Genomic DNA, 26,038 nt, shown 5'->3' on the forward strand with positions numbered 1-26,038 from the left:
CGCTCAACGTGGCAGGTCCGGATGCCCACCACGACGCAGTTGGCAGTGGCCGAGGCGAGGTCATCACGCTCCCGTCCGGCGAGCGCGCGGCAGGACTAGTAGTGAGGCCGCGGCCAGGCCGGCGAGCACCGCGAATGTCGCGTCGTACGACCCCAGCACCGCTGCCAGCACCGCGCCCATCCACGGCGCGAACGCCGACACGACGGTGATCGCTCCGGTGAGGATGCCGTTGCGGTGCCCGATGTCGCCGACACCCCACCGATCCACCACCGCGGTGGCCTGGATGAGGGTGAAGATGCCACGCACCATTCCCGACGCGAACGACAGCAGGCATACCAAGACGAACGGCGACTGCCACACCGCCAGCGCGCCGCTAGTGACCACGACTCCGACAACGGTCGCCGAGGCACGGGCCGTAGGTCGCAGGCGGGCGAACGCAGGCCCGTAGAACACACGACCGACGACCTGACCGACACCACCCAGGCCGAGTGCAGTCGCAGCCTGGCCGGTCGTGAGGCCGTTGTCGGTCAGCAGCGGCATGAAATTGATGACCACCGCGTAGACCGCGAACCCGGCCATCGCCATCGCCACCACCAAGAGGCTGAACGCCCGGACGTCGAAGTGCTCGATCTCGGCGGGCGCGCCGCGCTCGTCATGCTGCTCGAGCGGCGTCCCGCGGCTCCGCGAGCTGGTCGGCGTCCACGGTGGCCTGAGCCCCCAGGCGTGCAGAGGGACCGTCACCAGCAGCACGCCCGCGAGGACCAGGTAGGTGTCGCGCCATCCCAGGTGCACGAGCAGGAACGCAGTCAACGGCGCGAAGACGGTGGACGCGAGCCCTGCTATGAGGGTGATGGCCGTCAGCGACCTGACACGACGTCGTGCGTCGTCACCGCTCCACCCGGTGACCGCGGCGAACGCGGGCGCGTAGAGGGTTGCGGACATCGCGGCGCCGGCCAGCACCCACGCGCCGAAGAACCACGACAACGTCGGAGCGGTCGCGAGGGCGAGTACCGCCATGACGGCGAGCATCGACCCGGCGGTCATGATGGCGCGCGGCCCTACGTGGTCGATGCGGGTCCCCACCCAGATGCCGCAGGCGCCGGAGACCACGAGCGCGACGGTGAAGGCCGCGACCAGCGAGACCATCGGCCAGTCCTCGTCGGCGCTGATGCTGCTCGCCAGGACCGGGAAGGCGTAGAAGAGCACACCCCACGACACGATCTCCGTCACGGACAGCACGGCGACGGCGCGGGACAGCCCCGGGACCGCAGTGAAAGCGGTTCCGGGGCTGACGAGCCGTGCTTGACCGACGCTGGCGCCGGTCGTGGGGGGTTGCGTCATCCGCAGCAGCCCGAGCTGCTCTCCTCCGTCGCAGCAGACGTCACGCCGACGCCGACACCGACGGTGGCCGGTGCGCCGATGGTCAGCAGCTGAGGCTCGAGCCGCAGCGGCGCCTCGGCGGCCGGGGCGGGTCCGCAGCAACCTCCGCCGGCCCCGGACAGGGCGACGGCGTCGGGGTCGTCGAACGCGCCGGCGCCGTTGCAGACCCCGGTCTCGGGGAGCACAAGGTCGACGCGGTCGGCGGCCTCGAGGTCGCCGGCGAGGGCCGCCATCACGGAGCGGACCTGCTCGTAGCCGGTCATCGCGAGGAACGACGGCGCGCGGCCGTACGACTTCATCCCCACCAGGAACAGGCCCTGCTCAGGTTGGCCCAGCTCTCGGTGACCGTGAGGCTGGACATCGCCACAGCTGTGGTGGTCCGGGTGGATCTGGTCGGCGAGGATGCGGGCGGACCCGAGGGCCGGGTCGAGGTCGAGGCGGACCTCGGACAGGAACTCGAAGTCGGGGCGGAAGCCGGTGACGACGATGACCTCGTCGACGTCGGTGACCTGCTGGCCGTTGACCGAGGCGATCGTCAGGCGCCCGTCGGCCTGGGTGGTGACGGACTCGGTGCGGAACTGGGTCACGTTGGTCACCAGGCCGCTGGCTGCGGCGGCCTTGGCGTCCTGGCCGAGCTTGCCGCGCTGCTCGAGCTGGTCGTTGTCGCCACCGCCGAACGCGTCTCCCACGGACGGGCGGCGCAGCAGCCACGACACTCGGGTGTCGGAGTCGGTCTTGGCGAGCTGGGCGAGGCCGATGAGGACGCCTTGGGCTGAGGCGCCCTTGCCGGCGACGGCGACGTGCTTGCCCGCGTATCGGGCGGCGACGGCTGGGTCTCGGAAGTCGGGGATGCCGTAGGTGATGCGGCCGGCGTTCTCCGTCTCGCCCAGGGCGGGGTAGCCGTCGGCGCCGAGCGGGTTGGGGCTGGTCCAGGTGCCGGAGGCGTCCACGACCGCGCTGGCGAGGAGGCGCTTGCGGCCTGCGGGACCCTCGACGTGGACGGCGAACGGGTCGCCCTCGCGGCCGGAGTCAACCATCAGGTCACGGCCAGCACGGCCCACGCCCACCACGCGCGCGCCGTAGCGCACCGAGCCGCCATCCAGACCGTCAAGCAGCGCCGCCAACGGGTGCAGGTAGGCGTCGCGCCACTCCCCGCCGGTCGGGTAGGCGTTGTCGTCGGGTGCCGTCCACGTCCCGGCTACGTCGAGGAGACGGCGTGCGGCGGGGTCGACGAGCTCGCACCAGGACGAGAACAGCCGCACGTGCGACCACTCACCGACCGTGGCGCCGGCATCCGGGCCGGCCTCGAGGACGACGAAGCTCATGCCGCGCTCCGCGGCGTTCGCAGCAGCTGCAAGGCCGATGGGGCCGGCGCCGATGATGACGACCGGCACGGAAGCGGCAAGCGTGGGACTGGATGAAGTGGTCACAACATCTCCTGGAGCATTGACGGGGATCGATGTAGTGGGACAGTATCGACCCGAGTCGATGAACGCAAGGGTTTCATCGACAATCTTCGATGTAAGGGGTGGACGTGACTACGACGACTCAGGACGAGGCCGTAGAGACGCCCACGGATGCCGTCAACGGCGCCGCGGCGTCCGCGTGTGATGACGCTGCGTGCGGGCCGGCGATCGATGCGCCGCTGGTGCTGGGTCGCGACGAGGCCGAGACGTTCGCCGGCTGGTTCTCGACGCTGTCCGACCCCACACGCGTGCAGTTGCTGCACGCCGTGTCCACTGCACCGTCCGGGCACATCCGCATCGGCGACCTGGCGCTCGAGCTGGGCATCGGTCAGCCCACGGTCACGCACCACGTGCAGAAGCTTGCCGAGGTCGGGTTCCTCAATGTCGACCGCGTCGGCACCAGCAAGCACGTCTCGGTCAACCCGGCCTGCTGCACCGGGCTCCCACACGCCGCGGACGTCGTCATGGGCACCCTCGCGGCGCGGCCCTGCTGCCCCGAGGACCTGCCTGTCGACGTCACCACCCGTGCGATGACCGACGACGACCTGCCGGTCGTGCGTGACATCTACGCCGAGGGCATCGCCACCCGCAACGCGACCTTCGAGACGGAAGTTCCCGACCTCGCGACCATGGCGACAAAGTGGCTGCCGGGCCACCGGTGGGTCGCCGAGGCCGAAGTCGACGGGGTCACCCAGGTCGTCGGGTGGACGGCCATCTCACCCGTCTCCGAACGCGCGTGCTACGCCGGTGTCGGGGAGTCCTCGGTGTACGTAGCCGAGTCAGCCCGCGGTCGCGGCGTCGGCAAGGCGCTGCTGTGGCGCCAGGTCAACGAAGCAGACGCCGGCGGCCTCTGGACGCTGCAGACGTCAGTGTTCCCCGAGAACCGCGCCTCCATTGCTTTGCACCACTCGGCCGGCTACGCCACCCTCGCGGTCCGCTCCCGCATCGCCCAGCTCGACGGAGTCTGGCGCGACACGGTGCTCCTGGAGCGCCGCAAGGCCGACTGACACGGGATCGCCTGAAGCCCTGCCGATAGGCAGCGCTACTCGTGGCGCCACACCTTGACGGCTGACACCAACAGCAAGGCCACGAGGAGCGGGACGAGGAGGGATTCCGACACCACGCCGAGCAGCAACCCGCCGACCACGGAGCCGACCAACGACCCGGCTGCCATGGCGACCACGAACCTCCGGTTCTGCGCCAGGACCGCGAACGCCTGGTCGCGGCTGTATCGGAAGAACGCGACCAGCATGGTCGGCAGGGACACCAGCAGGGACAGCGACCCAGCCAGTTTCGTGTCGACCGCGAACAGCAGCACGAGTGTCGGGATGAGCAGCTCCCCGCCGGCGACTCCCATCAACGCCGCGACCACACCGATACCAAACCCGGCGACCACTCCCGCAACGAGCTGGACTGGCTCGGCGAGAACCAGGGGATGCAGCGGCCCGACCCGTTCTGCTGCGAAGACGACCGCCAGGAAGACCAGGAGCGCCGAGAGCACCTTATAGAGGGTTGCCGTGGCCATGCGCGTCGCCCAGGAGGCGCCGAGCCACGCGCCGACCAAGCTGCCGGCCAAGAGGTTCAGCACCACTGCCCACTCAGCAGTCACCTCGGCGAGGGGCACGGCCGCCAGCCGGGCAGGCACTGCCACCGCGACGACGACCAAACTCATCGCCTTGTTAACGATGACCGCTGCCAACGCCGCGAACCCGAAAACCGAGAGCAGCAACGGCAACCGGAACTCCGCACCGCCCAGACCGACAAGACCACCGAGCAGTCCCACCGACGCGCCACCGGCGAAAGCCCAAGGCGCGGACTCACGGCGCCGCACCGCTGGCTCGGGGGTCCCCTGCTCGACTGCTCGACTCACGGTCGAACCGTAGCTCCCGGCTAGCCGACCTCAGTCGCGCAGACACCGCAGCGCGACACGAGCATCGGCGTCAGGCGAGCACCGAGGGGGGCAGCTCGATGTCCGGGACCAGCTCGACCAGGAGGCTGCGGACCCTGCCGTCGATGTCGGCGATGATGCCGCGCACCGTCTCCTCGTCCTGACCGCCCGGGTCCGCGACCGGCCAGTCGACGTACTTCACGCCGGGCACGTACGGACATTCCTCGCCGCAGCCCAAGGTCACGGCCATCACCGAGGCTGCGATGGCCTCGCGGGTCAGTTTCGTCGGCGTCTCGGCAGACGTGTCCAAGCCGAGCTTCTCGAGAGCGTCCGCCACCTCGGGGTGGATGTACTCGCCGGGTTGGGTGCCGGCCGAGAGCGCGACGACGCGGCCGGCGGCGTAGTGCTCGGTCAGGACGCGGGAGATGACCGAGCGGCCGCCGTTGCGGATGCAGGCGAAGACGACCTGCGGGACGTCAGTGACCCCGCGGGCGGCCGAGGTGGCCTCGGGGGATGTGGCGGTGTCCTGGGTGGTCATGGGGTTCTCCTGGGAGCGGTTGTCTCGGTGGACTCGTGGGTGGTGATGTGCGGGACGACGACGTCATCGCTGGCCGATGCGACGTCGGGGAACAGGTAGCGGACGAGCGCGAGGCCGACGAGGCCGCCGACAAGCTGCGCGGCGATGAAGCCCGGCACCGAGGCGGGTTCGATGCCGGCGAAGGTGTCCGAGAACACCCGCCCGACGGTGACGGCCGGGTTGGCGAACGACGTGCTCGAGGTGAACCAGTAGGCCGCACCGATGTAGGCACCGACGGCCGGTGCCGCGATGGCGCCGCGGCCGGTGCGGGCGAGGGCGAAGATGAGCGCGATCAGGCCCGCGGTGGCGACAACCTCGGCCACCAGCAGGTTCGAGCCCGTGCGGTCCTTGGTCGACAACTGCGTGATGTCGATGTCGAACATCACGTTCGCCAGCACCGCACCCGCGACGCCTCCGACGGTCTGCGCGAGCGTGTACGCGCCGACCTCGCGTCCGGTGAGGCCGGTGCCGGCCCGGCGCCCGAGCACCCAGTCGACTCCGGACACGACCGGGTTGAAGTGCGCCCCCGAAACGGGGCCGAACAACAAGATGAGGACGGTCAGCCCGAACACGGTGGCGGTCGAGTTCTCCAGCAGCTGAAGGCCGACGTTGTCCGGCGAGAGCTGCTCGGCTGCGATGCCGGACCCCACGACGACCGTCACCAGGAGGGCGGTGCCAAGGAGCTCGGCGACGAGCCGCTTGTGCAGTGGCAAAGCCCTCACGCGTCACCTCCCGGCTTGCGCGGGACCGGCTCGAGCTCCGACATTAGCGTCAGGAACCGGCGCTCGACCTCGTCGCCAATGGGACGCACGTCCACAAGGGTCTGCCCGGCCGGGTCGGCGATGTCCCAGTCCTCGTACCGCTTGCCGGGGAACACCGGACAAGCATCGCCGCACCCCATGGACACCACGACGTCGGCGGCCCGCACGACCTCGTCGGTCCACGGCTTGGGAAACTCGGCCGTGATGTCGATGCCGCGCTCGGCCATCGCTTCAACCGCGGCCGGGTTCACCTCGATGCCCGGCTCGGAACCGCCGGACCAGCCGATGCCGCCGGTGCCCGCGTGGTAGTTGAAGAACCCGAGCGCCATCTGCGAGCGGCCGGCGTTGTGAGTACACAAAAACAGCACCGTCGGGATGCCGGTATGCGCCAACCCTTCCACCTTCGCCAGGGCATGCAGACGCTGCCGGGCCCACCGCTCGGCCAAGAGCGGAAGGAAGCGGGCGACGGTGGCGCGGTCGTCGAACTGGTCGAACGACGACTCCAGGAAGCGGCCACTGGTCTCGTGTCCGTAGATGCCCTTGAACTCCTCGGCCAAGCGCGTCGCCGCGGTCTTCAAGGCAAGCTGCTGGTCGAGGGAAACCCACGGCGCCAGCTGGCCGGGTCCGCGCTCGTGCTCCTGCTCGGTGGTCACGGTGGCTCCTAGGAGGCGGTAGCGCGGTCGGCGTTGAGGCGAGGGGCAAGGTCGGCCACGCGACCGGCGATGTCTTCGTACACAGCGTCGAAGGCAGCAGCGGTACCGACGGCGACAGGGTCCGGGACCGACCAGTGGCTCACGCCCGCCAGGCGAAGTCGAGCGGCCGACGCTGGGTCGGCCGGGCTGAGCTCCTCGTGCGCGGCGTCGCATACCGTCACGACGTAGTCACCGTCGCGCAGCAAGCCGTCCAGGGACTGTGGCCGCTCCTGCACCAGCTTCAGCCCGTGGCGTCGAGCCGCGGCCACAGCGCCGGGTGCGATGGCCGAGCCTGGGCGCGTACCGCCGGATGCGACGGGGACGGAACTCGCCTCCTGCCACAGCGCAGCCGCGAGCTGCGAGCGGGCCGAGTTCGCGGTGCACACGAACACCACCCGGTCCGCGGCCGTCCCTGGCTCCGACGACGCAGCGGGCAGCAAGCCCGCCAGGCTGTCGCGGTGCAGCCGAAGGTACATGCGGCGCTTGTCCGCGTGCGAGCGGTGACGGGACACGATGCCGGCGTCCTCCAACACCTTCAGGTGATGGGCCAGCAGGTTCGAGGGCAACTCGAGCTCGGCGCGCAGCTCGCCAGGAGACGCATCGCCGACGCCGAGCAGGTCGACGATGCGCAGACGTACCGGCTCAGCCAAGGCCGACAAGCCAGCTACTCGGCCATCGAAGTTCATCGCGTCACCGTTCGCTCAACTGTTGTTGAGTCAATCTTGGCTGACTGACAGTGCCTCTGCAAGTGCGGCACCGTCTGGAGGCGTCACCGGCAGGTGAGCGCAGCTACTGCAGCGCGTCCACCAACGTGGCAACGCGGCTCATCCCTTTGCCGAACACGAGATCGCGTTCCCAGTGGCCGGGCGCCCAACCTCAGGTCTGGGCACCCGCGTCATTCTGGGCGGTTGGCAGCGGCACGACGTTCCGGCTGAGTTGCTGCCCGTACCGGGTGTCGGTGGTGTGACTCGAAGCGGAGGGTGGCGCCGGTCATCGCGAGTTCGGTGTCCGCCCCTACTATCGACCGGCACGCCACCACTGGTTTGTTCCGAAGAGTGCGGGCCACCCGTCCTCGCCGGAGGTCGGGGCCGTCAGAGTCCGAGGTCGCGGCTGGAGGTGGTGGCCAGGGCGTCGAGTGGGCGGATGTAGCGCTCGATGAGGACGGAGATGTCGCGGTGTCGGGTCTGGGCGGCGATCCGCTCGAGGGGGACGCCGGCGAGGGCGGCGGTGGTGGCGTGTCCGGCGCGCAGGGAGTGGGCGGTGATCCGTTCGGCGGGGAGCCCGGCGGCGGCGGCGCGGGCGTGCAGCATGCGGGTGATGGTGTTGCCGGTGAGCGGGTCGGCGTGGATGCGGGTGGCGTAGACGCGGGTGAACAGCGGGCCGGGTTGGCGTCCGCGGTGGGTGAGCCAGGCGTCGAGGGCGGCGATCGGGTCGGTGGCGGGGTGCTGGCCGTGGGCGATGCCGACGACCTGGCCGCGGGCGTCCTGGTCGGTCTTGGACGGGCGGATGTTGAGCAGCAGCCCGGCGGTGTGGTGCTCGAGGTCGGCGAGGGTGAGGGCGACCAGCTCGGAGCGGCGCAGAGCGCCGGCGTAGCCGAGGAGGATGATCGCGGTGTCGCGGACGCCGATCGGTCGGGTCTGGTCGATGTGGTCGATCAGCTGCCGGATCTCGGGCACGCTCAGCGGGCGGGCCTGCCGCTGCGGTGAGGTGCCGTAGGTGCGGCGCAGCCCGGCGCGGACCTGGCGCACCGACTCGTCGGTGGTCGGGTTGGCGAGACCGTGGCTGCGGTGCTGGTGCCCGATCGCGGAGCAGGCGACGTCGAGGGTGGCGATGGTGGTGCCGTGCGCGGCCCGGTCGGCGAGGTAGGCGCACACCGCGGCGGGGTCGCCGGGCAGCGCGGGGAGGCCGCGGTCGGCGCACCAGCGCTGCCACTGCCGCCAGGCGTAGCGGTACACCGTCCGGGTCGAGGCGGTCCGGGCGGCTGCGTGGGCGGCGGCGATCCGGGCGTGGTCGGCGTCGGTGAGGCCGGCCGGCTGACGGTGCTGGAGGTCGGAGAGGTGGAAGTCCGAGAGGTCGGGGTCGGAGTTAGTGGGGTCGGCGTGGGTCATGCCCGGGTTGTAGCGGCGGCGCCGTCGTGTCCGGCGGCCACTCCCCCACCGACTCCCCCAGAGTCGCCCGCCTGCGTGCCCGCTGCGAGACGTGGGAGGTACGGAAACCTCGAGTTTCCGCCGAGTCGTCACCGGGAAGTGACCCTCAACTCGACTGCCGGCGCAACTACTTGACCGCTTCGCAGCGACGGGACGGGTCAAGCCCGTCGAAGTGGTGTACGCGCTTGATCCCTCGGTTCGGGCCGTGTCGGCAGACCGTGAGAGCCCCTAGCGACGCACGGTGGAGTCGGGTGGCCGAAGAGCTCGAGCGCACCGGTCCACGATTCCGCTGCTCCCATGCGGTGGGGTGCACGATGAAGGCGCCGACAGGCGGCGGAAAGACTCATGCCCCAGACGCCGGGCCAGTTCACGCGCGAGGGCGGCCTGCCCTCCTCGAACGGCTAGGACCTGCTCAGGTCTCAGGGCACGTGCGTCGGAATGCTGTGCGCTCGCGGGCCGCGGTCCCCCTGGCCGCTCACAGCAAGGTGTCGTGACCGCTTAAGGGCGCACAACACGGTCACTTTGGATGGGCGGATGGACTGGTCTAGTACGCTGTTGCATTGAACTAGTGCGTTATCGTACTTTTATCTCATGACAACCTCCGCTCCTCCCGAGTCTGACGGTCCGATGTCTCTGCTGTTCGACATCTGGCTCGTCAGCGGTCTGATGGCCGGCTTGTTGGAGGACGTGCTCGCGGAGTCCGACCTCAATGGTGACGACTTCGGGATGTACTCGCTGCTGCGCCGGTACGGGCCGGCGACGCCGACACAGCTCCACCGGTGGACGGGATTGCCGCTGACGACGATCTCGGCGCATCTCAAGCGCTTGGAGAAGCGGGGGCACCTCACCAGGTCGCCCAATCCTGCCGATGGTCGCTCCCATCGGGTCGGACTGAGCCCCGCCGGTGAGGCCGCCCACGATCGGGCCACCGAACCGTTCCTGGCCGCCATGCACACGCTGCGCGCCCGTTTCGTCCCCGACACCCTGCGTGAGCGGCTGGTGCTGCAAGGGCTTGATGCGGTGCTGCGCGAGGCGCTGGCGCTGGACGACCGGCCCTACCGCGTGGCGCTGCCTGCAGACGACGACACCGAGCACGGGCCAGGCGCCGCGGTGCTGGCCTATCCCGGTGCACCGCTCACCTCGGCTGAGGAGCAGCAGGTGCGCCTCTACATCGACTTCCTGCGCACGCAGGGAACCCGAACCGCTGCCGGGGCTCACCCCGGCGATCAAACCTCTACGAAGGAATCGCCATGACACCCCCCACCAGCTCACCGACTCTGCATCCGCCATGGACGCCCGGCGCCGACCTCCGGGCCTCCAACCCCGGCGGACTCCGGGCCTGGGTGGCCCGCCACCCGGTCACGTCATTTCTGGTCCTGGCCTTCGGTCTCGCCTATCCCGTGATGGCGCTGCCGATCCTCGCCGACCATGGCGTCATCGCCGACGGCTGGATGTCGGCGTTCCCCGGTCTGGACACCGAACGCGTCGCGTCGATCTTCCTGGTCTTCTTCGCCCTGCTGCCCGCCACCGTTGTGGTGACCTGGGCCGTTGACGGGCGGGACGGCGTCCGGTCCTTGATGGCGAGGGCACTGCGCTGGCGCATCGGCCTCGGCTGGTGGTTGCTGATCCTGACCGGTCTACCCGTGCTCACGCTGGCGGGGGCGGTCGCGATGGGCGACACCTTCAGGTCCGTGGACGTGTGGCCGTTCATGGTCGCCCAGGTGGCCGGGTTGCTGGTGAACCTCGTCCTGATCAACATTCTCGAGGAGACCGGCTGGGCCGGACACGTCCAGAGCCGGCTGCAGCGCAGGCACACTCTGGTGGTGGCGGCCGCTCTCACCGCGGTGCCGTTCGCGCTGGTGCACATGCCCTTGCACTTCATCGGCGACTTCACCGTCGGCTCCCTCACCACAGCCGTGGTGACGCTGCTGATCGTGTGCACCATCGTCCGGATCCTGCTCGGAGGAGTACTGCGCGGCACCGGCAGTGTGCTGGCCGTCGCGGTCACCCACACCATGTTCAACCGCAGCAACAACGACGAAGGCATCGTCGCCGGCCTCGTCGACGGTGACGCTCGCAAGCTCGCCGGCCTCCTGGCCGTGATCGCGCTGGGCATCCTTGTCGTCGCCATCACCCGCCGCGGCGCCCGGGTGGACGGGGCGGCCACCGATGGGAGCCCAGCTCGCGCTGACACGCACGCCAGCACCACCCGGAGGGAAGCCTCATGAACACCGCGCCTGCCTTGCCGCCCCCCACGGCCGGCGAGCCGTCGGCTCACCCGATGGGTGAGGCCATCCAGTCCATCGCCAGCCGGATCGCCGCGGACGCCCGCATCCCCTCGATCTCCATCGCCGTCGCCCGACCGGACGGCCTCCTCCACGCAGACGCCGTCGGGTTCGCCGACCTCGCCACTCGTCGCCCCGCCACCCCGAACGACCAGTACCTGTGGTTCTCGATGTCCAAGATCGCCACGGCGACCGCCGCGATGCGGCTGCACAGCGACGGGCGTCTCGACCTCGACGCACCCGTCGGGGACTACCTGCCCGGCTACCGGCCGCATCCCCGGCACGGTCACCCCACCACGCGGCAGCTGCTCACCCACACGGCAGGGCTCGGCAACCCCCTGCCGCTGCGGTGGGTCCGCCCCGAACACGAACCCGCTGACCGCGCGCAGCTCGCACGGATCGTCGACAGGCACGGCACCCCACGCCAGCCGGTGGGCGCGCATGCCAGGTACTCCAACATCGGCTACCTGCTCGCCGGGAATGTCATCGAGGCCGCCACCGGGCGCTCCATCGAAGAATGCGTCCACGACCTGGTGCTGGACCCGCTGGCCATGGCCGCCACCGGCTACCACTACGACCGGGGAGCCCCGCGGGCCGTGGGCTACGCCCGGCTGCGCCGCCCCCTGCGACCGGTCCTGAGGCGGATGCTGCCCACCGGAATCCTCGGCCCCCAGGTCGGACCGTACGCCAGCCTCCAGCCGTTCCTGGTCGACGGCCCCGCCTACGGAGGTCTCATCGGCACCGCCGCCGACGCTGCCAGGCTGGCCGCGACCCACGCCGCAGCAGAGCATGACGCGCACCCTGTGCTCGACCAGGCCGCTGTCGAGCAGATGCGCACCATCACGGCAACGGGCAAGCGGTTCGACCACGGCATCGGCTGGTTCCGCAAGCCGACGGACGCCGCCCGTTCTCCACGATTCGTCGAGCACTACGGAACAGGGGGCGGGTTCTGGAACGCCGTGCGCATCTACCCCCAGGATCGCCTCGCCATCGTGGCCATGGCCAACACCACCACCGCGTGGGACGTCGACGGCTTCTTCACACACGTCAGGAACCTGTCATGCGAGTGACTCCGATCGACGTCGACCGGGCTCGACGGGACACGCCCGGAACACGGAACGTGGCACACCTCAACAACGCCGGAGCCGCGCTGCCCCCGCGCCAGGTCACCGACGCCGTCATCGCCCACCTGCAACGCGAGGCCGAGATCGGTGGCTACGAAGCGGCCGAGGCCGCCGCCGACCAGGTGGAGCGCACGTACTCCGCCATCGCCGAGCTCATCGGCTGCCGCGCGGACGAGATCGCCGTGGTCGAGAACGCCACCCGGGCCTGGGACATGGCCTTCTACGGACTCACCTTCCAGCCCGGTGACCGGATCCTGACAGCACGAGCCGAGTACGCCAGCAACGTCCTCGCGTTCCTGCAGGTCGCCGCCAAGACCGGCGCAGTGGTCGAGATCATCGACAACGACGAGACCGGTCAGCTCTCGGTGCCCGACCTGCGCCGCCGACTCGACGACGGCACCGGACCAGTGAAGCTCGTCGCCATCACCCACGTCCCCACCCAAGGTGGGCTCGTCAACCCCGCCGAGGAGGTGGGCCACGCGACCCGCGAGGCCGGCGTGCTCTACCTCCTCGACGCCTGCCAGTCCATCGGCCAGCTGCCCGTCGACGTCGACGCCATCGGCTGCGACCTGTTGTCCGCCACCGGGCGCAAGTACCTCCGCGGGCCACGGGGCACCGGCTTCCTCTACGTCCGCTCGGGCACCCTGGAGCAGCTCGAGCCGCCCTTCCTCGACCTGCACGCCGCCACTTGGACCGCGCCCAACACGTACGAGATCCGCACGGACGCGCGACGGTTCGAGAACTGGGAGACCAACTACGCAGCGAAGATCGGGCTCGGCGTGGCCGTCGACTATGCGCTGAGCTGGGGCATCCCCGCCATCGAGAGCCGTGTCACCGAGCTCGCGAACCACCTACGACACCAATTGAGCGCCGTTGACGGCATCCATGTCCACGACCTGGGCGCGCGTCAGTGCGGCATCGTCACCTTCACCATCGACGGCGTCCGCTGCGAGGACGTACGACGACACGTCGCCGCGCACAGTGTCAACGTGAGCGTCTCGGTGGCCGACTACGCGCGACTCGACATGCCCGACCGCGGACTCACCGACCTCGTCCGGGCATCGGTCCACTACTACAACACGCACGACGAGATCGACCGGCTCATCCAAGCGCTTCCCTCCGCGTCATGAGCACCGATCGCCGGACCCCGGTGGACCCTGTCGGACGCCGAGCCGGTCCAATGAACGCGGCCATCCGCGCAACCGGCCCGAGCGAGCAGCACCTGACGCGTCCGACGCGGACCGAGAACAGGATCTTCACCGCCTCCGTGGTCGTCGGCATGGTCCACGCCGGCGACGACGCGCTGCTCGGTCGACAGCCGGGCGTCGAACTGACGCAGCACCTCCCGGGCCTGGTGACAGTTGGGTGTGCGGCGGTGCTGGCGATAGCGGTCTTCCCTCACCTACGCCCCGGGCTCCGCAGCGCCCTGGCGCTGGCCGGCGCGGTGATCATCGGGGCCAACGGTGTCCTGCACGTGATGCACCTGACGGAGCTAGGCCCGGCGCGCAGCGATGCGACGGGACTGCTTGCGGCACTGGCGGCAGTGGTCATGCTCGGACTCGGCCTGATGATTCCGGTCCGGCACCGGGGGGAGGTGGGCGGCACCGCCATGCGCAGGTGGACTCGTCGAGTCCTCGCCGTGGTCGGCGCGGCGGCAGTCGCCCAGCTCGTTCTGATGCCCGTCGTGGTCGGCCTCGTCCACACCCACACCTTCCGTCACGCCATCGGGGAACCGCCCGGTCCCGGCTACGAGGACGTCAGCTTCACCTCGCCCGATGGTCTGCGCCTGGCCGGCTGGTACCACCCCTCGAGCAATGGTGCGGCGGTCCTCATCGTCAGCAGCGCCCGAGGTGATCGTTCCGGATCTACAGCGCACGCGGCGCTCCTCGCCCAGCACGGCTATGGGGTGCTGCTCTACGACGCCCGCGGCACCGGCCTCAGCGAAGGCTCGCCCAACGGGTGGGGATGGGAGTGGGAGCGCGACGTCAGCGGCGCCCTCGACTTCCTGCAGGAGTCGGCCGGTATCGACCCCCACCGCATCGGCGGACTCGGCCTGTCCACCGGCGCCGACGTGCTCATCGAGTCGGCGGCGGCCGATTCACGCCTGCGAGCTGTCGTCTCCGACGGAGCCACCGGCCGATCATTCGCCGATCGTCCACCAGGACTCCTGAGCGCCATCGTCTCGGCCGGCATGTTCACCGCCGGGCGTCTGTTCTCCGGCGCCGCCCCCGGCGAGCCGCTGCGCGAGCTCATCGCCGACGCAGCACCAACACCCATCCTGCTCATCGCTGCGGGCACCTTGCCAGGCGAAATCGCGGCCAACGAAAAGTACAGCGAAGGGCCATCAGCGAGGCTATGGCGACTGCCGCATGTAGGACACACCAATGCCGTCGTAGAAGTCGCCAACGAGTACGAGAGTCGCGTCCTCGCGCACTTAGACGCCGCACTCTTGGATCATTCCTCTGACTCAACAGCGGCCTCGCCTCAGGCGCATACATCGCCTGCTCGCGGCGCAGTGACACGGCGCTAAGACGCAGTCGTCTAGCGGGTGCGAAAGTTGTCGTGCGCTAGATCGTCAGCGCTGCGGGTGGCCGGAGTCCTCGCCGAAGGGATTGACCAGGACTCAGCGTGAGCCTTGGGACCCTGACCTTCGTGGGGTGTCAGCTGCGGTCCCGCGTGTCTCGCTGCCGGTGGCACGGTTGCCAGTCGGTGCATGTTGGTCGGTCCAGCTGGCGAGGAAGTTGAGGGCCTGCTCGGATGCGCTGTTGGGTTCGACGGTGTAGGTGATGATGGTGAGTCCGGTGTCGGCGGGAAGGTCGAGGGCCTCACCGGTGAGCTCGAGGTCGCCGGCGACCGGGTGGCGCATCTGCTTGGTGGAGGTGCGGTGGAGCCGGACGTTGTGGGTGGCCCACCAGGTGCGGAAGTCGTCGCTGCGGGTGGACAGCTCGCCGACGAGGTCGCTGAGGCCTCGGTCGTAGGGGTTACGGCCGGCCTCGATGCGTAGCGCGGAGACGACGTCCTTCGCGACGGCCGCCCATTCGACGTAGAAATCGCGAGAGCGTTCGTCGAGGAACATGTAACGGGCCAGGTTGGGACGCTGGGCCGTCCCTTGCTGCGCCGGATCGTTCCCGTGGAGGTCGACGAGCAGGGCGTGTCCCAGGCGGTTGCTGCCGAGAAGGTCGAGGCGGTTGTTCCGCACGTAGGCGGGTGCACCGATGGTGTCGAGGATGCGTTGCACGCCTTCGCGCAGGTGCTGCTTGGGTGCACTGCGACGCTGCCGCGAGCCGGTGTTCGCGGCTCGCGCGAGGTCGAACAGGTGCGTGCGTTCGGACTCGTCGAGCTTGAGGGCCGCGGCGAGCGCTTCCAGGACGGACTCCGAGACCCCGGAGAGGTTCCCGCGCTCGAGGCGGGTGTAGTAGTCGGTGCTCACGCCGGCGAGGAGAGCAACCTCTTCGCGTCGCAGGCCAGTGACCCGGCGGTTGGTGCCGTACAACGGCAGACCAGCTTGTTCGGGCGTGATGCGGCCGCGACGTGAGGTGAGGAAGTCGCGCACCTCGGTCCGGTTGTCCACGCGAAGGTCCGGGACCTTGCCCGGTTCGGGGGTCTGCTCATCCATGCCTTCGACGGTACGTCGTCGCGAGCCCGGGTAGGGAGGGTCTGGCAGTACCCCGAAAGGCCGTCACTCCCAAGCACGCCGAGATGACGGTTTGCTCGGTAGCGAGCAACTGATCGGGTACCAGACCAGCGCCGGTTTCCCGAGCTCGTATCCCCGGCCCTCCGGCCGTGGCAGTACCAACCGTCTCTCGCCGTCGTGCAGTCAGGAACCTTCCGTGCCTCGTCCCGCTACCGCAGACCAGAGCCTCGCGCCGCCCATAGCGCCTCGCCGGCGCCTTGACGAGCTTGCACCGCTCGGCGTGGCGATGCTGGGGTTCTTCGTCGTCGCCCTCGACGCCCAGATCGTCAACGTCGCGCTGCCCGACATCGGCGCCGACCTCGGCGGCGGGCTGTCCGGCCTGCAGTGGGTGGTGACCGGCTACACGCTCACGTTCTCCTCGCTGCTGCTGTTCGCCGGCACCCTCTCGGACCGCATCGGCGCCCGTCGCGGCTACGGCCTCGGGATGGCCGTGTTCGTCCTTGCCTCTGCCGCCTGCGGATTCGCACCCAACCTCCCCGTCCTCGTCGCGGCCCGCGTCGGCCAAGGAGTCGGTGCCGCGCTCATCACCCCGACCTCCCTGGCCCTCATCCGGGAGGCGTACGACGACTCCCGACAGCGGGCCAAGGCCGTCGCGTACTGGGCTCTCGGCGGGTCCGTAGCGGCTGCCGCCGGGCCCATCCTCGGCGGCCTGCTGACCGAGCTCGACTGGCGCATCATCTTCTTCATCAACCTGCCGGTCGGGGCGCTCGCGCTGGCACTCCTGACCCGGGTCGCGGCGTCGCCGCGACGCGACCACCCGTTCGACCCGGTCGGCCAGGTCACGGCACTCATGGCGCTGGTCGGGCTCACCTACGCCGTCATCGAGGGCGGCAGCAGCTCCTACACCGATACGGACGTCCTCGCCGCCTTCCTCGTCGCCGCAGCGGGCGCCGTCGGCTTCCTGGTCTCCCAGTCGCGGGGCGCGCACCCGATGGTGCCCCTCGAGCTGTTCCGGGAACGGCCGGTGGCCATCTCGCTGGCCGCCGCGTTCATCACGATGGCCGGCTTTTACGGGGTCGTGTTCGTCCAGAGCCTGTACTTCCAGCAGGTCCGCGACGCGTCCGCGTTGCAGACCGGCCTCCTGTTCCTGCCGATGACCGCGCTCGTCGCCATCCTCAACCCCACGGCCGCCACGGTCGCGCTGCGGTACGGGTCCCGGGTGCCCATCATCGGCGGACAGGTCCTCATGGTCATCGGCCTGCTCTCCCTGGCGCTCGCGCCCGCCGACATGTCGCTGTGGGCGGTCTCCGCGCTAATGGTTCCCGTCGGTGTCGGCGGCTCGTTCACCGTCCCACCGCTGACGTCGCTGCTCCTCGACGCTGTTCCCGCTGCGCGGGCAGGCACCGCGAGCGGCGTGCTGAACACTGCACGTCAGGTCGGCGGCTCGATGGGTGTGGCCGCCACGGGGGCCGTCATCGCCCACCTCTCTGACGGTGGAGGCGGCTTCATGGACGGTCTACGGGTCAGCCTCACGGCCCTCGCGGTCCTGGTAGTCATCACAGCCGTCCTGAGCCTGCTCCTACCTCCCGGGAAGGACGTCTCTCGATGAACGTCACGCTCAACGCCTTCCTGAACACCTCCGTGAACGACATGACAGGCGCGCCGTCCCGGCTGGGCATCAGCCGGGAGCTTCATCGCAGGACCGTCCTGCGCGGCGGGCTGCTCGGCGGAGCCCTCGCGATGGTCACTGCGTGCTCCACCGACACCACACCGGACCCCGGAGGTGAAACCACCGCGGGCTCGCCAACACCCGACCCAGACACCGACGCGAGCTCTTCACCGACCCGCGCCTCCAGCGACGGGGCGCGAGTCCTGGTCGTCTACTACTCGCGGCCCGGGGAGAACTACTACTACGGCGACCGCACCCACCTCGAGGTTGGCAACACCGAGGTCCTCACCGACGCCATCAGCCGACGGTTGGACGAGCTGGGCGTCGACCACGACGTGCACCGCCTGGAAGCGGTCGAGGCGTACCCGGACGACTACGACGCCACGGTGGCGCGCAACGTGCGCGAGCAGGACGACGATGCCCGTCCACCACTCATCGACCCGCTCGAGTCCATCACCGCCTACGACGTCGTCCTGGTCGGCAGTCCCATCTGGAACGTCCGGCCGCCGATGCTGATGCACACGTTCGCCGAAGCTCACGACTTCACCGGCAAGACGGTGCACCCCTTCGTCACCTATGCCGTCAGTGGGCTGGGTACCGCCGTGGAGGAGTACGAGGCCGCGTGCCCGGGCGCCGACGTCGGTGAAGGGCTCGCCGTCCGGGGCGAGACCGTCCGCGAGGACGCGCCGGCCGCGGTCACCGACTGGGTGGCCCGAATGGACCTTCCCGCAAGCCGAAGCTGACCGCGCTTCACCCCGACGAAGGGGGGTACGACAGGTCCTCCCAGCCCCCGCCCAGCGTGCCTACCGTCGAAGACGAGGCATCAAATCAGAACCCCGCACCACACCACGAAACCCACACCACGAAGCATGGAGATAACGAAGATGGACCACTTGACCTTGAACAACGGCGTTGAGATGCCGGCCCTCGGACTGGGTGTCTTCCAGACCCCGCCCGAGGAGACCCGCGCCGCTGTCCAGGCCGCGCTCGAGGCCGGCTACCGGCACATCGACACCGCAGCCGCGTACGGCAATGAGCGCGAGGTGGGCGAGGCCATCGCCGGCTCCGGCGTGGACCGGAGCGAGGTGTTCATCGAGACGAAGATCTGGATCAGCGACTACGGCTACGACGAGACGCTGCACGGGTTCGAGAAGAGCGCCGCCAAGCTCGGCGTCGACCAGATCGACCTGCTCATCCTGCACCAGGCACTGCCGTCGGAGTTCGAGAAGACCCTCGACGCCTACCGCGCGCTCGAGACGCTGCTCGAGCAGGGCAAGGTCCGCGCCATCGGCGTCAGCAACTTCATGGTCGACCACCTCACCACGCTGCTGGACAAGGCGAGCGTGGCGCCCGCGGTCAACCAGATCGAGGTCCACCCCTACTTCCAGCAGCGCGAGGTCCAGGCCCTCGGCGCCAAGCGCGGCATCCTCACCCAGGCGTGGTCACCCATCGGCGGCATCACGTTCTACCGCGAGGGCGAGCACACCAGCACGCTGCAGGATCCGACCATTGTGGCCATCGCCGAGGCGCACTCCAAGAGCCCCGCCCAGGTCATGCTCCGGTGGCACCTGCAGCAGGGCCGCTCGGTCATCCCGAAGTCGACCAAGGCGCACCGCATCGCGGAGAACTTCGACGTCTTCGACTTCGAGCTCACCGCCGACGAGCTGGCCGCCATCGACGCCCTCGACACCGGCAAGCGCGGCGGACCCGAGCCCACCGACATCACGCTCGAGAACTTCGGCCGGCCCATCCCCGAAGCCTGAGCACCGGCCCTCGACACCACCGCCACGAACGGAGCACATCTGATGAGCCACCACGAAGGTGGCGTCGCCGTCGTCACCGGAGCCTCCTCCGGCATTGGCGAGGCCACCGCCCGCACGCTCGCCGGCAACGGGTACCGCGTCGTGCTCCTGGCCCGCCGCGCCGACCGCATCGCCGCCCTGGCTGACGAGCTCGGCAACGGCGCGCTCGCCATCACCGCCGACGTCACCGAGCGCGACAGCCTCGTCACGGCCGCCCAGCGCGTCCGCGACGAGCTCGGCGGAGCGGACGTCCTCGTCAACAACGCCGGCATCATGCTCCTCGGCCCGTTCGATACCGACCAGCGCGACGACTACCGCCAGATGGTCGAGGTCAACCTCCTCGGCGCCATCACCGCCACCGAGGTGTTCCTCGACCAGCTCAAGGACGGCGCAGCCGAGCGAGGCGGCGACATCATCAACATCTCCTCCGTCGCCGGCCGCACCGCACGCGCCGGCAACGGCGTCTATGCCGCCACCAAGTGGGGCCTGAACGGCTGGTCCGAGGCGCTGCGCCAGGAGCTGCTGCCCGACATCCGGGTCACGCTCATCGAACCCGGTGTGGTCGCGACCGAGCTGCCCAACCACATCACCTACGACGAGACGCGCGAAGGCGTCCAGCAGCTCTACGACCAGGCCGAGGTCACGGCCGGCGACGTTGCTGAAGTCATCGACTTCGTCCTCGCCCGGCCCCGCCACCTGGCCATCAACGAGGTCCTGCTGCGCCCCGCCGGACAGGCCTGAGCCCACGCCACCCTCGCACCGACCCTCAGCAAGGAGCACCGTCATGCACACACGCACACTCGGCCCCGCAGGTCCCGCACGACTCGAGGTGTCCGCCCTCGGCCTCGGCTGCATGGGCATGAGCCAGTCCTTCGGCGCCGTACCGCCACGCGAGGAGATGATCACCTTCCTGCGCGCTGCGGTCGACCGAGGCGTCACCTTCTTCGACACCGCCGAGGTCTACGGCCCCTTCCACAACGAGGAGCTCGTCGGGGAGGCCCTGCGGCCGGTCCGCGACGACGTCGTCATCGCCACCAAGTTCGGGTTCGCCTTCGACGACGACGGCAACCAGACCGGCGTCAGCAGCCGCCCCGACCACATCCGCGCCGCCGTCGACGGGTCCCTGCGCCGACTCGGCACCGACTCTATCGACCTGCTCTACCAGCACCGCGTCGACCCGGACGTCCCCATCGAGGACGTCGCCGGCACCGTCAAGGACCTCATCGACGCCGGAAAGGTCCACCACTTCGGACTGTCTGAGGCCGGCGTCCAGACCATCCGCCGCGCCCACGCCGTACAACCCGTCACAGCGCTGCAGAGCGAGTACTCCCTGTTCTGGCGCGAACCTGAGGAGGACATCCTCCCCGCCCTCGACGAGCTCGGCATCGGGTTCGTCCCCTTCAGCCCGCTCGGCCGCGGGTTCCTCACCGGCCAAGTCACCGCGACCACCGAGTTCGGCGAAGGAGACATCCGCGCCAACCTGCCCCGCTTCCAGCACGAAGCCCTCCAGGCCAACCTCGCCCTCGTCGACCTCATCACCACCGTCGCCGAACGCAAGGAAGCGACCGTCGGGCAGGTCGCGCTCGCGTGGCTCCTTGCCCAACGGGCCTCGATCGTGCCTATCCCCGGCACCCGGCGCCTCGAACGCCTCGACGAGAACCTCGGCGCGGCCGACCTGCACCTCACCGAAGAAGACCTCGCCGACCTCGACCGCGCCTCAACGAGCGTGCCGGTCCAAGGCGACCGCTACCCCGAGGCCATGCAACGCATGATCGACCGCTGATCGTCTCGCGCCTTGCGGGCCCCGATGAGTCGTCACGGCTTCGCTGACACCGTGCAATTCGCGGCCCGGCGTCCGCACGCCGACAAGTCCGCATTGTGAAGAGCACGCCGACAGGCGGCGGTACGACGCACGTGCGTCACCGCTCCTTAACGGCTCCCCGCTCCCAACGGTCTATCGCCGGATCCTCCGGGATGTAACGGGCGGCCGCCTCGACGTTGCCGATGTTGCAGTAGTTCCAGAGCTCTTTCGCCGCTCGCGAGTATTGGAACAGCACGCGATCCATGTCGAATGGGTCGAGATCACCGTCGCGGAATTGATCGATCGCGCCGGCGACGTGTGACGAGATCGGCGAGCTTCGCCTCGTGATACGCGGCCACTTGTTGGCGTGCTTGACGATGCGCTACCTTCTCGGACACCTACTCAGGCTAGTGCGACTGTCCTTCGAGAGCCCGCCTGAACTCGCAGGCAGATCCGTGCGTTCGGCGGAGGCGAAGGGCCAACCTGCGCAAGGGCTTAGGAGCGCCACGGCCGCGATGCCGGCCAGCACCACAACGAGTGACGCCGGGACCAGCGGCAGGTAGCGCTCGAGGGCCAGGATCATCACCGCCAGCGACAGCACGCCGACCGCGGTGGTGAGCCAGTCGATCGCGGTCAGCTCGCCCACGATCCCCCACAGCGTCTCGAAGAAGCTCCCCGCCGCCTTGTCGATGCCCAGCAGGGCCGGCACCTGCCCGATGATGATCGTCAGGGCTAGACCGATGATGAAGCCCTTGAGCACGGGCTCGGAGATGAACGGAGGCGATGAAGCGAGCCTCAGCACGCCGGCCAGCGCGCAGAGCACCCCCATGACGAGTGCGAGTGCGGCAGTGGTGGAGGCGAACTCGGCCTCGCCTTGCTGCGCGACATCGGCGACGACGCTCGCTGAGAGGGCAGCGGTGCCGGACATGGTGGCGACGACCAGGTGTCGGGAGGACCCCAGCACCGGATACAGCAGCAGCGACGAGACGGCCGCGTAGAGGCCCACGACCGGCGACACCCCGGCGGTCGTGGCGCAACGCCAGCGACTCCGGCACCAGCACGGTCCAGACCGGCAGGCCCGCCAGCAGGTCACCGGACAGCCACGACCGGCGGTAGTGCCCGAAGGACGGCGCGAGCCGCTGCGGCCGGCCGCGACGACGGGCCACCTCCGTCACGTACGACCCGAGGGTGTCCCCCGCGGGTGCCGTCGAGCTGCGTCCACCGTGTCGCCCCTCATGCGGGGGTGATGTCGCCGAGCTTCCAGCTACGGTCGAAGTAGCCCTGCATCGGGCCGTAGAGACGGAAGTAGGAGAACCAGTGTCGACCGGGGATGGTCTGCACCCAGTTCGCCTCTCCTTCCTCGGGGGCGGTCGGTCCGAAGTACAGGTCCCACGAGCCGTCCTCGTTGCTGACGAGATCGGCGTCGAGCGAGCCGCGGTCGCCGCGTTGCTGCTCGTTGTCGATCAGGCACCGCGTGTCGACGTCGTACACCGTCGCCGACCAGAAGAGCTTGGCCGGTGGGTCGGGCGGGACATGCAACGTGTACGCGCGGCCGCCGTCGAGCCACGCGCCACCGGCGTCGGTGTAGGCGCCGAGGTATGCCTGGCCTGCACCGGGTGTCTGGCTCTTCATCGCCTCGGAGAAGCTGACGGCCTCGTAGAACCACGAGGCTCGTTCGAGGAGCTCGTCGTGATCCTCCGCACGTTGAGCGGGATTGTCGAGAACGATGGCGGTGTCCCAGCGTCGGTCGGGCCAGTAGGTCGCTCCCTCGAACCTCTTGGCGAACGTGTTGGCCTGCGCCATGAGTTCCCCCGCGGCGCTGCCTTCGGACAACAGCCGGATCAGTCGATCGTCCGGCTCGAACGGCCGCCCCCTCTCGATGCCGAGCTGCTTGAGCATGGCGATGTAGAACCGGTCCCGCTCGTCCGCGACCTCGCGCTGGTAGATGTCGTGGAGGCGGACCCAGTACTCCATGCCACGCGGATGGTCGCCGCTCCACGCCCGACCGTCCGGCGAGATGATCCGGGTGGGCCTGGGATCGTCCCGGTCGGCGTAGGGGTAGATCCGCACCCCCTCGACCAGCTCCTGGGCTCGTTGTGGGTCGGGGTCCAGGGTGCGGAACCCGAACATGATGTTCATGCCGGTGGCGTGCTGCACGTAGACGTCGTCGCCGACCTCGGGGGCGTCTTGTCCCGGTCCGACCACGACGTGGCGCCCACCTCGGCCGCGGTCAGGACCCATCTCGCCCAGCACGGCGCACTCGCGCTGCCAGAAGTCCGAGATCCCCCCGGCGGTCGGACCGGGAGGCAGCTCGATCACCAGCGGACCCGTCTCGGCAAGGTCGAAGAAGTTCAAGGTGTACGGCGTCGTGGCATTGGCCGTGATGAGACCCAGACGGTCCGCGTAGCTGACGTAGTGCACCAGGTCCGAGCTCGTCGCGCCGAACACCTCGTAGTGCTGGTTGCGCCACTGCGCGTACGAGACCAACGGCAGCGCCCACAAGTACACCTGGCATGCCATCTGGTAGTCCAGCTCGTCGAAGACCAGCCCCAGGTCCTCACGGCGCGGCAGCTCGCCGTCCATCGACACCTGGCTGAGCCGTCCCGGGAAAGTGCGCTCACTCACCGAACAAGGCTTGTCCACTCTCGACGCTCTCGGATCATCCGTATCGGGTGACGTGGCGGAGAACCGGAGGTGCCCGTGCTCATGCGGCATCCGCCCATCGCAGATCCGCGCAGCCATCGCGGCAGATCCGGGCGAGCGTGGCCTTGTACCTGCAATCCAAGCCACACGCTTCAAATGCATGGCCAGCCCGCCAGCCGGGTACCCACGCTTTCGCACCACTTGGTGCAACAGGGCTCAAGACCATGGGCACACCATCTTTGCGAGTTCAACAGGAGAACCACCAATGTCGACCACCAACGCCGACACCCGTCACTCGACCGTCCGACGCGTCAGCACCGAGACCAAGTCGTCGTACAAGACGACCGAGCTCATCGCCTACGTCGTCGTCGCCATCGCCGTCGTCGTCGCCGCCGCCGTCACCGACACCAGCGACTTCGGCACCCAGGAGGCGTGGTTCTACGTCACCTTGCTGACCATCGGCTACATGATCAGCCGTGGCCTCGCCAAGTCCGGCAGCCGCGACTACTACGACGACGACACCGCCGACACCCACGCTCACCGGTGACCCCGCTCTACCTGCGCTCCATCAGCCAGGTGCTAGGCATGTTCAGTGCCACCGCGGCACACGCCGCCATCGCGGTGCTCCCAAATCGGCACAGGACGTAGCGCCCCACCAACCGTATCCGCCCGACTCGCACGGGGGTCGGGCGGATACCTCTGTTCCGGACAACACGTGAGACGGTCCAGCGCCCGAATCTCGGTGCGGCTTCAGGCGGTCGTTCGCCCCGGCCCCGACGGGCGGCGGAATGGGTCACCGATGCGACCGCCTGAACTCGCAGGCAGATCCAGACGTTGACGACCCAGCGTGGTCGGGACGTTCACGGCTACGAAACCGACGGGCACGGAGGAGGGCGGCAGAACGGGGCGACCGGAGCGCGTTCCGCGTGTGAGCGGGAGCGTGATCAACTGATGAGTCCATGCGTTCTCGCTACCGCGACCGCTTCGAGCTGCGAGTGTGCGTCCAGATTGGACAGGAGTGACTTCACGTACCCACGGCAGGTGTGGACAGAGATTTCCAACTCACGCGAAATCCCTCGTACGTCGCGACCCTCGGCGAGCAGCTCTGGCAGCGACCGTCCTTGGGTAGGAGGGCGCACGCGCCGATCCTGGCCGCTCGCCGCATCACCTCGACATTGCTGTAGGCCGTCAGCACGACGACGCGCAGCTGCGGACGCGGCTAACAGCTCCTCGGCGAGGTCGAGCCCGTTGTCGCTCTTGAGGTCGACGTCCTTGAGCACCACGTCCGGGTCGAGCTCCGACGTCATGGCGTGGGCCGCGGAGGCATGGTGCGCTGCTCCGACACAGACCAGGTCCGCCTCCCCGGCGAGGGCTATCGGCACCAGGTCTGCGAAGAGCTTGTGGTCGTCGACGACAGGACCCGAGCGGGCGCACCCCCGTCACGATGTTGGGGCGGGAGGTGCTCCATCGATGGCCGCCAATCACCGGTCCGTAGCATCAACCCGCTTACGTGGGCGGTTGCGCACTCGCCGAGTTCCGGACGAATCCAGTGCCGGAGGCTCAGCAGGTCGACGAAGCAGCGATTCGCGTAGCGTCGGCCAAAGTCCGGGGTGGCGGCCGGCACGCCGCATCTCGGCTGACGCCGTTGCATGCCGTGCGAGCAGCTGCAGGTAGTTCCCTCCGATCTGCCTCTGGGATAGGGAGCGGGTGGGCTGGGAGGCGATCGCCGCGACCTCCCCTTCAGCCGAGGGGCGCATGCGAATCCACTTCCTCTCGAGGAGCGACCACCGAGACAACTCGGGGGTATGGTCGACAATAGGGCGATCCCAGCCAGGTCGATTCGTCGCGCGGCGTTCGGTAAAGAAAGCTGCCGAACATGGGTCAGTCACCCAGGCCCGGACTCAGTTCGGCGCCGGCCGCCTCACCCTCGTTCAGCGGCTGCGGGTGGGGCGGTGTCATGCGGGACGGATGCTGGAACAACCGCGTCGACCTGCGCAGGATGCGGGAACCCTGGGCGGTCGGGCGCCGGAGGGCGCCTGCTCTCAACCGGCATCACCACCGACCCCCCGACGGACGCGAAGCTCGCACGCGCGCACCCGCACGTCCGCAGATTCGCGCGCTCTTGGCAGATCCGGATGCTCACTTCTGTCACGGACTCGACACGCGAGG

At 69.3% G+C, this 26,038-nt stretch carries 25 protein-coding genes and 1 pseudogene; 12 read left to right on the forward strand and 14 right to left on the reverse strand.

All coding sequences use genetic code 11. The features are described from left to right. Positions 1-63: 63 nt before the first annotated feature. Positions 64-1,341, reverse strand: a complete 1,278-nt coding sequence (locus ACFQW6_RS10200) for an MFS transporter (protein ID WP_378544100.1) — start codon at positions 1,339-1,341, stop codon at positions 64-66. Next, positions 1,338-2,810 carry an NAD(P)-binding protein gene (locus ACFQW6_RS10205; RefSeq protein WP_378544103.1) on the reverse strand — a complete coding sequence of 491 codons (1,473 nt, stop codon included), beginning with the start codon at positions 2,808-2,810 and terminating at the stop codon, positions 1,338-1,340. Before ACFQW6_RS10205 ends, ACFQW6_RS10200 begins: the two co-directional genes overlap by 4 nt. 104 nt (positions 2,811-2,914) lie before the next feature. On the opposite strand from ACFQW6_RS10205, the gene ACFQW6_RS10210 reads away from it, so the two are divergent. Continuing rightward, the gene (locus ACFQW6_RS10210) at positions 2,915-3,853 is read left to right on the forward strand and encodes a helix-turn-helix domain-containing GNAT family N-acetyltransferase (RefSeq protein WP_378544106.1); all 939 of its coding nucleotides are present in this window, start codon (positions 2,915-2,917) and stop codon (positions 3,851-3,853) included. A gap of 35 nt (positions 3,854-3,888) precedes the next feature. On the opposite strand, the gene ACFQW6_RS10215 is transcribed toward ACFQW6_RS10210, so the two are convergent. The 6 genes from ACFQW6_RS10215 to ACFQW6_RS10240 all read right to left on the reverse strand — a co-directional run bounded on the left by ACFQW6_RS10215 (position 3,889) and on the right by ACFQW6_RS10240 (position 8,872). Continuing rightward, a complete protein-coding gene (locus ACFQW6_RS10215) occupies positions 3,889-4,716 on the reverse strand; it encodes a sulfite exporter TauE/SafE family protein (RefSeq protein ID WP_378544109.1) in 828 nt (275 codons plus the stop codon). Between the two features lie 70 nt (positions 4,717-4,786). Then, complete coding sequence (locus tag ACFQW6_RS10220; protein ID WP_378544112.1) at positions 4,787-5,272, reverse strand: low molecular weight phosphatase family protein; 486 nt, start codon at positions 5,270-5,272, stop codon at positions 4,787-4,789. Beyond that, positions 5,269-6,033, reverse strand: a complete 765-nt coding sequence (locus ACFQW6_RS10225) for an aquaporin (RefSeq protein WP_378544115.1) — start codon at positions 6,031-6,033, stop codon at positions 5,269-5,271. Before ACFQW6_RS10225 ends, ACFQW6_RS10220 begins: the two co-directional genes overlap by 4 nt. Continuing rightward, positions 6,030-6,725 (reverse strand): arsenate reductase ArsC, encoded by a 696-nt coding sequence (locus ACFQW6_RS10230; RefSeq protein ID WP_378544118.1) that lies wholly within the window; start codon positions 6,723-6,725, stop codon positions 6,030-6,032. Before ACFQW6_RS10230 ends, ACFQW6_RS10225 begins: the two co-directional genes overlap by 4 nt. Before the next feature lie 8 nt (positions 6,726-6,733). Beyond that, positions 6,734-7,450: a helix-turn-helix domain-containing protein gene (locus tag ACFQW6_RS10235; RefSeq protein WP_378544121.1), complete on the reverse strand. Its 717-nt coding sequence runs from the start codon at positions 7,448-7,450 to the stop codon at positions 6,734-6,736. A gap of 405 nt (positions 7,451-7,855) precedes the next feature. After that, on the reverse strand, positions 7,856-8,872 hold the full coding sequence (locus ACFQW6_RS10240) for a tyrosine-type recombinase/integrase (RefSeq protein ID WP_378544124.1): 1,017 nt from the start codon (positions 8,870-8,872) through the stop codon (positions 7,856-7,858). Between the two features lie 630 nt (positions 8,873-9,502). On the opposite strand from ACFQW6_RS10240, the gene ACFQW6_RS10245 reads away from it, so the two are divergent. Genes ACFQW6_RS10245 through ACFQW6_RS10265 form a run of 5 tightly spaced genes read left to right on the forward strand, consistent with a single transcriptional unit; the run spans position 9,503 to position 14,850 of the window. Beyond that, positions 9,503-10,165, forward strand: a complete 663-nt coding sequence (locus tag ACFQW6_RS10245) for a MarR family winged helix-turn-helix transcriptional regulator (protein WP_378544127.1) — start codon at positions 9,503-9,505, stop codon at positions 10,163-10,165. After that, on the forward strand, positions 10,162-11,139 hold the full coding sequence (locus ACFQW6_RS10250; protein WP_378544130.1) for a CPBP family intramembrane glutamic endopeptidase: 978 nt from the start codon (positions 10,162-10,164) through the stop codon (positions 11,137-11,139). Before ACFQW6_RS10245 ends, ACFQW6_RS10250 begins: the two co-directional genes overlap by 4 nt. Positions 11,140-11,192: 53 nt before the next feature. Then, positions 11,193-12,266, forward strand: coding sequence for a serine hydrolase domain-containing protein (locus ACFQW6_RS10255; protein WP_378544133.1), 1,074 nt, complete (start codon positions 11,193-11,195; stop codon positions 12,264-12,266). Beyond that, positions 12,257-13,450 (forward strand): aminotransferase class V-fold PLP-dependent enzyme, encoded by a 1,194-nt coding sequence (locus ACFQW6_RS10260; protein WP_378544134.1) that lies wholly within the window; start codon positions 12,257-12,259, stop codon positions 13,448-13,450. Before ACFQW6_RS10255 ends, ACFQW6_RS10260 begins: the two co-directional genes overlap by 10 nt. Beyond that, on the forward strand, positions 13,447-14,850 hold the full coding sequence (locus tag ACFQW6_RS10265) for an alpha/beta hydrolase (RefSeq protein ID WP_378544136.1): 1,404 nt from the start codon (positions 13,447-13,449) through the stop codon (positions 14,848-14,850). Before ACFQW6_RS10260 ends, ACFQW6_RS10265 begins: the two co-directional genes overlap by 4 nt. Positions 14,851-14,943: 93 nt before the next feature. Here ACFQW6_RS10265 and ACFQW6_RS10270 read toward each other — a convergent pair whose 3' ends face one another. After that, positions 14,944-15,936, reverse strand: coding sequence for a helix-turn-helix domain-containing protein (locus tag ACFQW6_RS10270; protein WP_378544139.1), 993 nt, complete (start codon positions 15,934-15,936; stop codon positions 14,944-14,946). A gap of 214 nt (positions 15,937-16,150) precedes the next feature. Here ACFQW6_RS10270 and ACFQW6_RS10275 point away from each other — a divergent pair, with 214 nt between their 5' ends. The 5 genes from ACFQW6_RS10275 to ACFQW6_RS10295 all read left to right on the forward strand — a co-directional run bounded on the left by ACFQW6_RS10275 (position 16,151) and on the right by ACFQW6_RS10295 (position 21,208). Further along, positions 16,151-17,563 carry an MFS transporter gene (locus ACFQW6_RS10275; RefSeq protein WP_378544142.1) on the forward strand — a complete coding sequence of 471 codons (1,413 nt, stop codon included), beginning with the start codon at positions 16,151-16,153 and terminating at the stop codon, positions 17,561-17,563. Continuing rightward, positions 17,560-18,366 (forward strand): flavodoxin, encoded by an 807-nt coding sequence (locus ACFQW6_RS10280; RefSeq protein ID WP_378544145.1) that lies wholly within the window; start codon positions 17,560-17,562, stop codon positions 18,364-18,366. Before ACFQW6_RS10275 ends, ACFQW6_RS10280 begins: the two co-directional genes overlap by 4 nt. Positions 18,367-18,507: 141 nt before the next feature. Further along, positions 18,508-19,386, forward strand: a complete 879-nt coding sequence (locus tag ACFQW6_RS10285) for an aldo/keto reductase (protein ID WP_378544148.1) — start codon at positions 18,508-18,510, stop codon at positions 19,384-19,386. A gap of 42 nt (positions 19,387-19,428) precedes the next feature. Continuing rightward, positions 19,429-20,166: an SDR family oxidoreductase gene (locus ACFQW6_RS10290; protein ID WP_378544151.1), complete on the forward strand. Its 738-nt coding sequence runs from the start codon at positions 19,429-19,431 to the stop codon at positions 20,164-20,166. Positions 20,167-20,209: 43 nt separating this feature from the next. Then, on the forward strand, positions 20,210-21,208 hold the full coding sequence (locus ACFQW6_RS10295) for an aldo/keto reductase (RefSeq protein WP_378544154.1): 999 nt from the start codon (positions 20,210-20,212) through the stop codon (positions 21,206-21,208). Positions 21,209-21,344: 136 nt separating this feature from the next. On the opposite strand, the gene ACFQW6_RS10300 is transcribed toward ACFQW6_RS10295, so the two are convergent. The 3 genes from ACFQW6_RS10300 to ACFQW6_RS10310 form a co-directional block, all read right to left on the reverse strand. Continuing rightward, positions 21,345-21,491, reverse strand: a complete 147-nt coding sequence (locus ACFQW6_RS10300; protein ID WP_378544157.1) for a hypothetical protein — start codon at positions 21,489-21,491, stop codon at positions 21,345-21,347. 117 nt (positions 21,492-21,608) lie between these two features. Further along, positions 21,609-22,232, reverse strand: coding sequence for a SulP family inorganic anion transporter (locus ACFQW6_RS10305; protein ID WP_378544160.1), 624 nt, complete (start codon positions 22,230-22,232; stop codon positions 21,609-21,611). 227 nt (positions 22,233-22,459) lie between these two features. Further along, positions 22,460-23,851, reverse strand: a complete 1,392-nt coding sequence (locus ACFQW6_RS10310; protein WP_378544163.1) for a DUF1254 domain-containing protein — start codon at positions 23,849-23,851, stop codon at positions 22,460-22,462. Between the two features lie 283 nt (positions 23,852-24,134). Between ACFQW6_RS10310 and ACFQW6_RS10315 the strand changes: the two genes are divergently transcribed. Continuing rightward, entirely contained in the window at positions 24,135-24,416 is a 282-nt protein-coding gene (locus tag ACFQW6_RS10315) for a hypothetical protein (RefSeq protein WP_378544165.1), read from the forward strand. A 397-nt stretch (positions 24,417-24,813) separates the two neighbouring features. Here the strand turns inward: ACFQW6_RS10315 and ACFQW6_RS10320 are convergent, their stop codons facing one another. Both ACFQW6_RS10320 and ACFQW6_RS10325 read right to left on the reverse strand, forming a co-directional pair. Continuing rightward, positions 24,814-25,008 (reverse strand): LuxR C-terminal-related transcriptional regulator, encoded by a 195-nt coding sequence (locus ACFQW6_RS10320; RefSeq protein WP_378547526.1) that lies wholly within the window; start codon positions 25,006-25,008, stop codon positions 24,814-24,816. A 90-nt stretch (positions 25,009-25,098) separates the two neighbouring features. Further along, a pseudogene (locus ACFQW6_RS10325) lies at positions 25,099-25,272 on the reverse strand (hypothetical protein); the annotation flags it as partial. Between the last annotated feature and the right edge of the window lie 766 nt (positions 25,273-26,038).

The organism is Nocardioides sp. GCM10028917, assembly GCF_042666175.1.
In the GTDB taxonomy this organism is placed as follows: Bacteria; Actinomycetota; Actinomycetes; order Propionibacteriales; family Nocardioidaceae; genus Nocardioides.

Excerpts from the sequence above, each read along its gene's own strand:
- ACFQW6_RS10200 (WP_378544100.1), bottom strand. The coding sequence starts at position 1,341 with ATGACGCAACCCCCCACGACCGGCGCCAGCGTCGGTCAAGCACGGCTC.
- ACFQW6_RS10220 (WP_378544112.1), bottom strand. The coding sequence starts at position 5,272 with ATGACCACCCAGGACACCGCCACATCCCCCGAGGCCACCTCGGCCGCC.
- ACFQW6_RS10235 (WP_378544121.1), bottom strand. The coding sequence starts at position 7,450 with ATGAACTTCGATGGCCGAGTAGCTGGCTTGTCGGCCTTGGCTGAGCCG.
- ACFQW6_RS10240 (WP_378544124.1), bottom strand. The coding sequence starts at position 8,872 with ATGACCCACGCCGACCCCACTAACTCCGACCCCGACCTCTCGGACTTC.
- ACFQW6_RS10245 (WP_378544127.1), top strand. The coding sequence starts at position 9,503 with ATGACAACCTCCGCTCCTCCCGAGTCTGACGGTCCGATGTCTCTGCTG.
- ACFQW6_RS10250 (WP_378544130.1), top strand. The coding sequence starts at position 10,162 with ATGACACCCCCCACCAGCTCACCGACTCTGCATCCGCCATGGACGCCC.
- ACFQW6_RS10255 (WP_378544133.1), top strand. The coding sequence starts at position 11,193 with ATGGGTGAGGCCATCCAGTCCATCGCCAGCCGGATCGCCGCGGACGCC.
- ACFQW6_RS10260 (WP_378544134.1), top strand. The coding sequence starts at position 12,257 with ATGCGAGTGACTCCGATCGACGTCGACCGGGCTCGACGGGACACGCCC.
- ACFQW6_RS10265 (WP_378544136.1), top strand. The coding sequence starts at position 13,447 with ATGAGCACCGATCGCCGGACCCCGGTGGACCCTGTCGGACGCCGAGCC.
- ACFQW6_RS10270 (WP_378544139.1), bottom strand. The coding sequence starts at position 15,936 with ATGGATGAGCAGACCCCCGAACCGGGCAAGGTCCCGGACCTTCGCGTG.
- ACFQW6_RS10280 (WP_378544145.1), top strand. The coding sequence starts at position 17,560 with ATGAACGTCACGCTCAACGCCTTCCTGAACACCTCCGTGAACGACATG.
- ACFQW6_RS10285 (WP_378544148.1), top strand. The coding sequence starts at position 18,508 with ATGGACCACTTGACCTTGAACAACGGCGTTGAGATGCCGGCCCTCGGA.
- ACFQW6_RS10290 (WP_378544151.1), top strand. The coding sequence starts at position 19,429 with ATGAGCCACCACGAAGGTGGCGTCGCCGTCGTCACCGGAGCCTCCTCC.
- ACFQW6_RS10295 (WP_378544154.1), top strand. The coding sequence starts at position 20,210 with ATGCACACACGCACACTCGGCCCCGCAGGTCCCGCACGACTCGAGGTG.
- ACFQW6_RS10300 (WP_378544157.1), bottom strand. The coding sequence starts at position 21,491 with ATGGATCGCGTGCTGTTCCAATACTCGCGAGCGGCGAAAGAGCTCTGG.
- ACFQW6_RS10315 (WP_378544165.1), top strand. The coding sequence starts at position 24,135 with ATGTCGACCACCAACGCCGACACCCGTCACTCGACCGTCCGACGCGTC.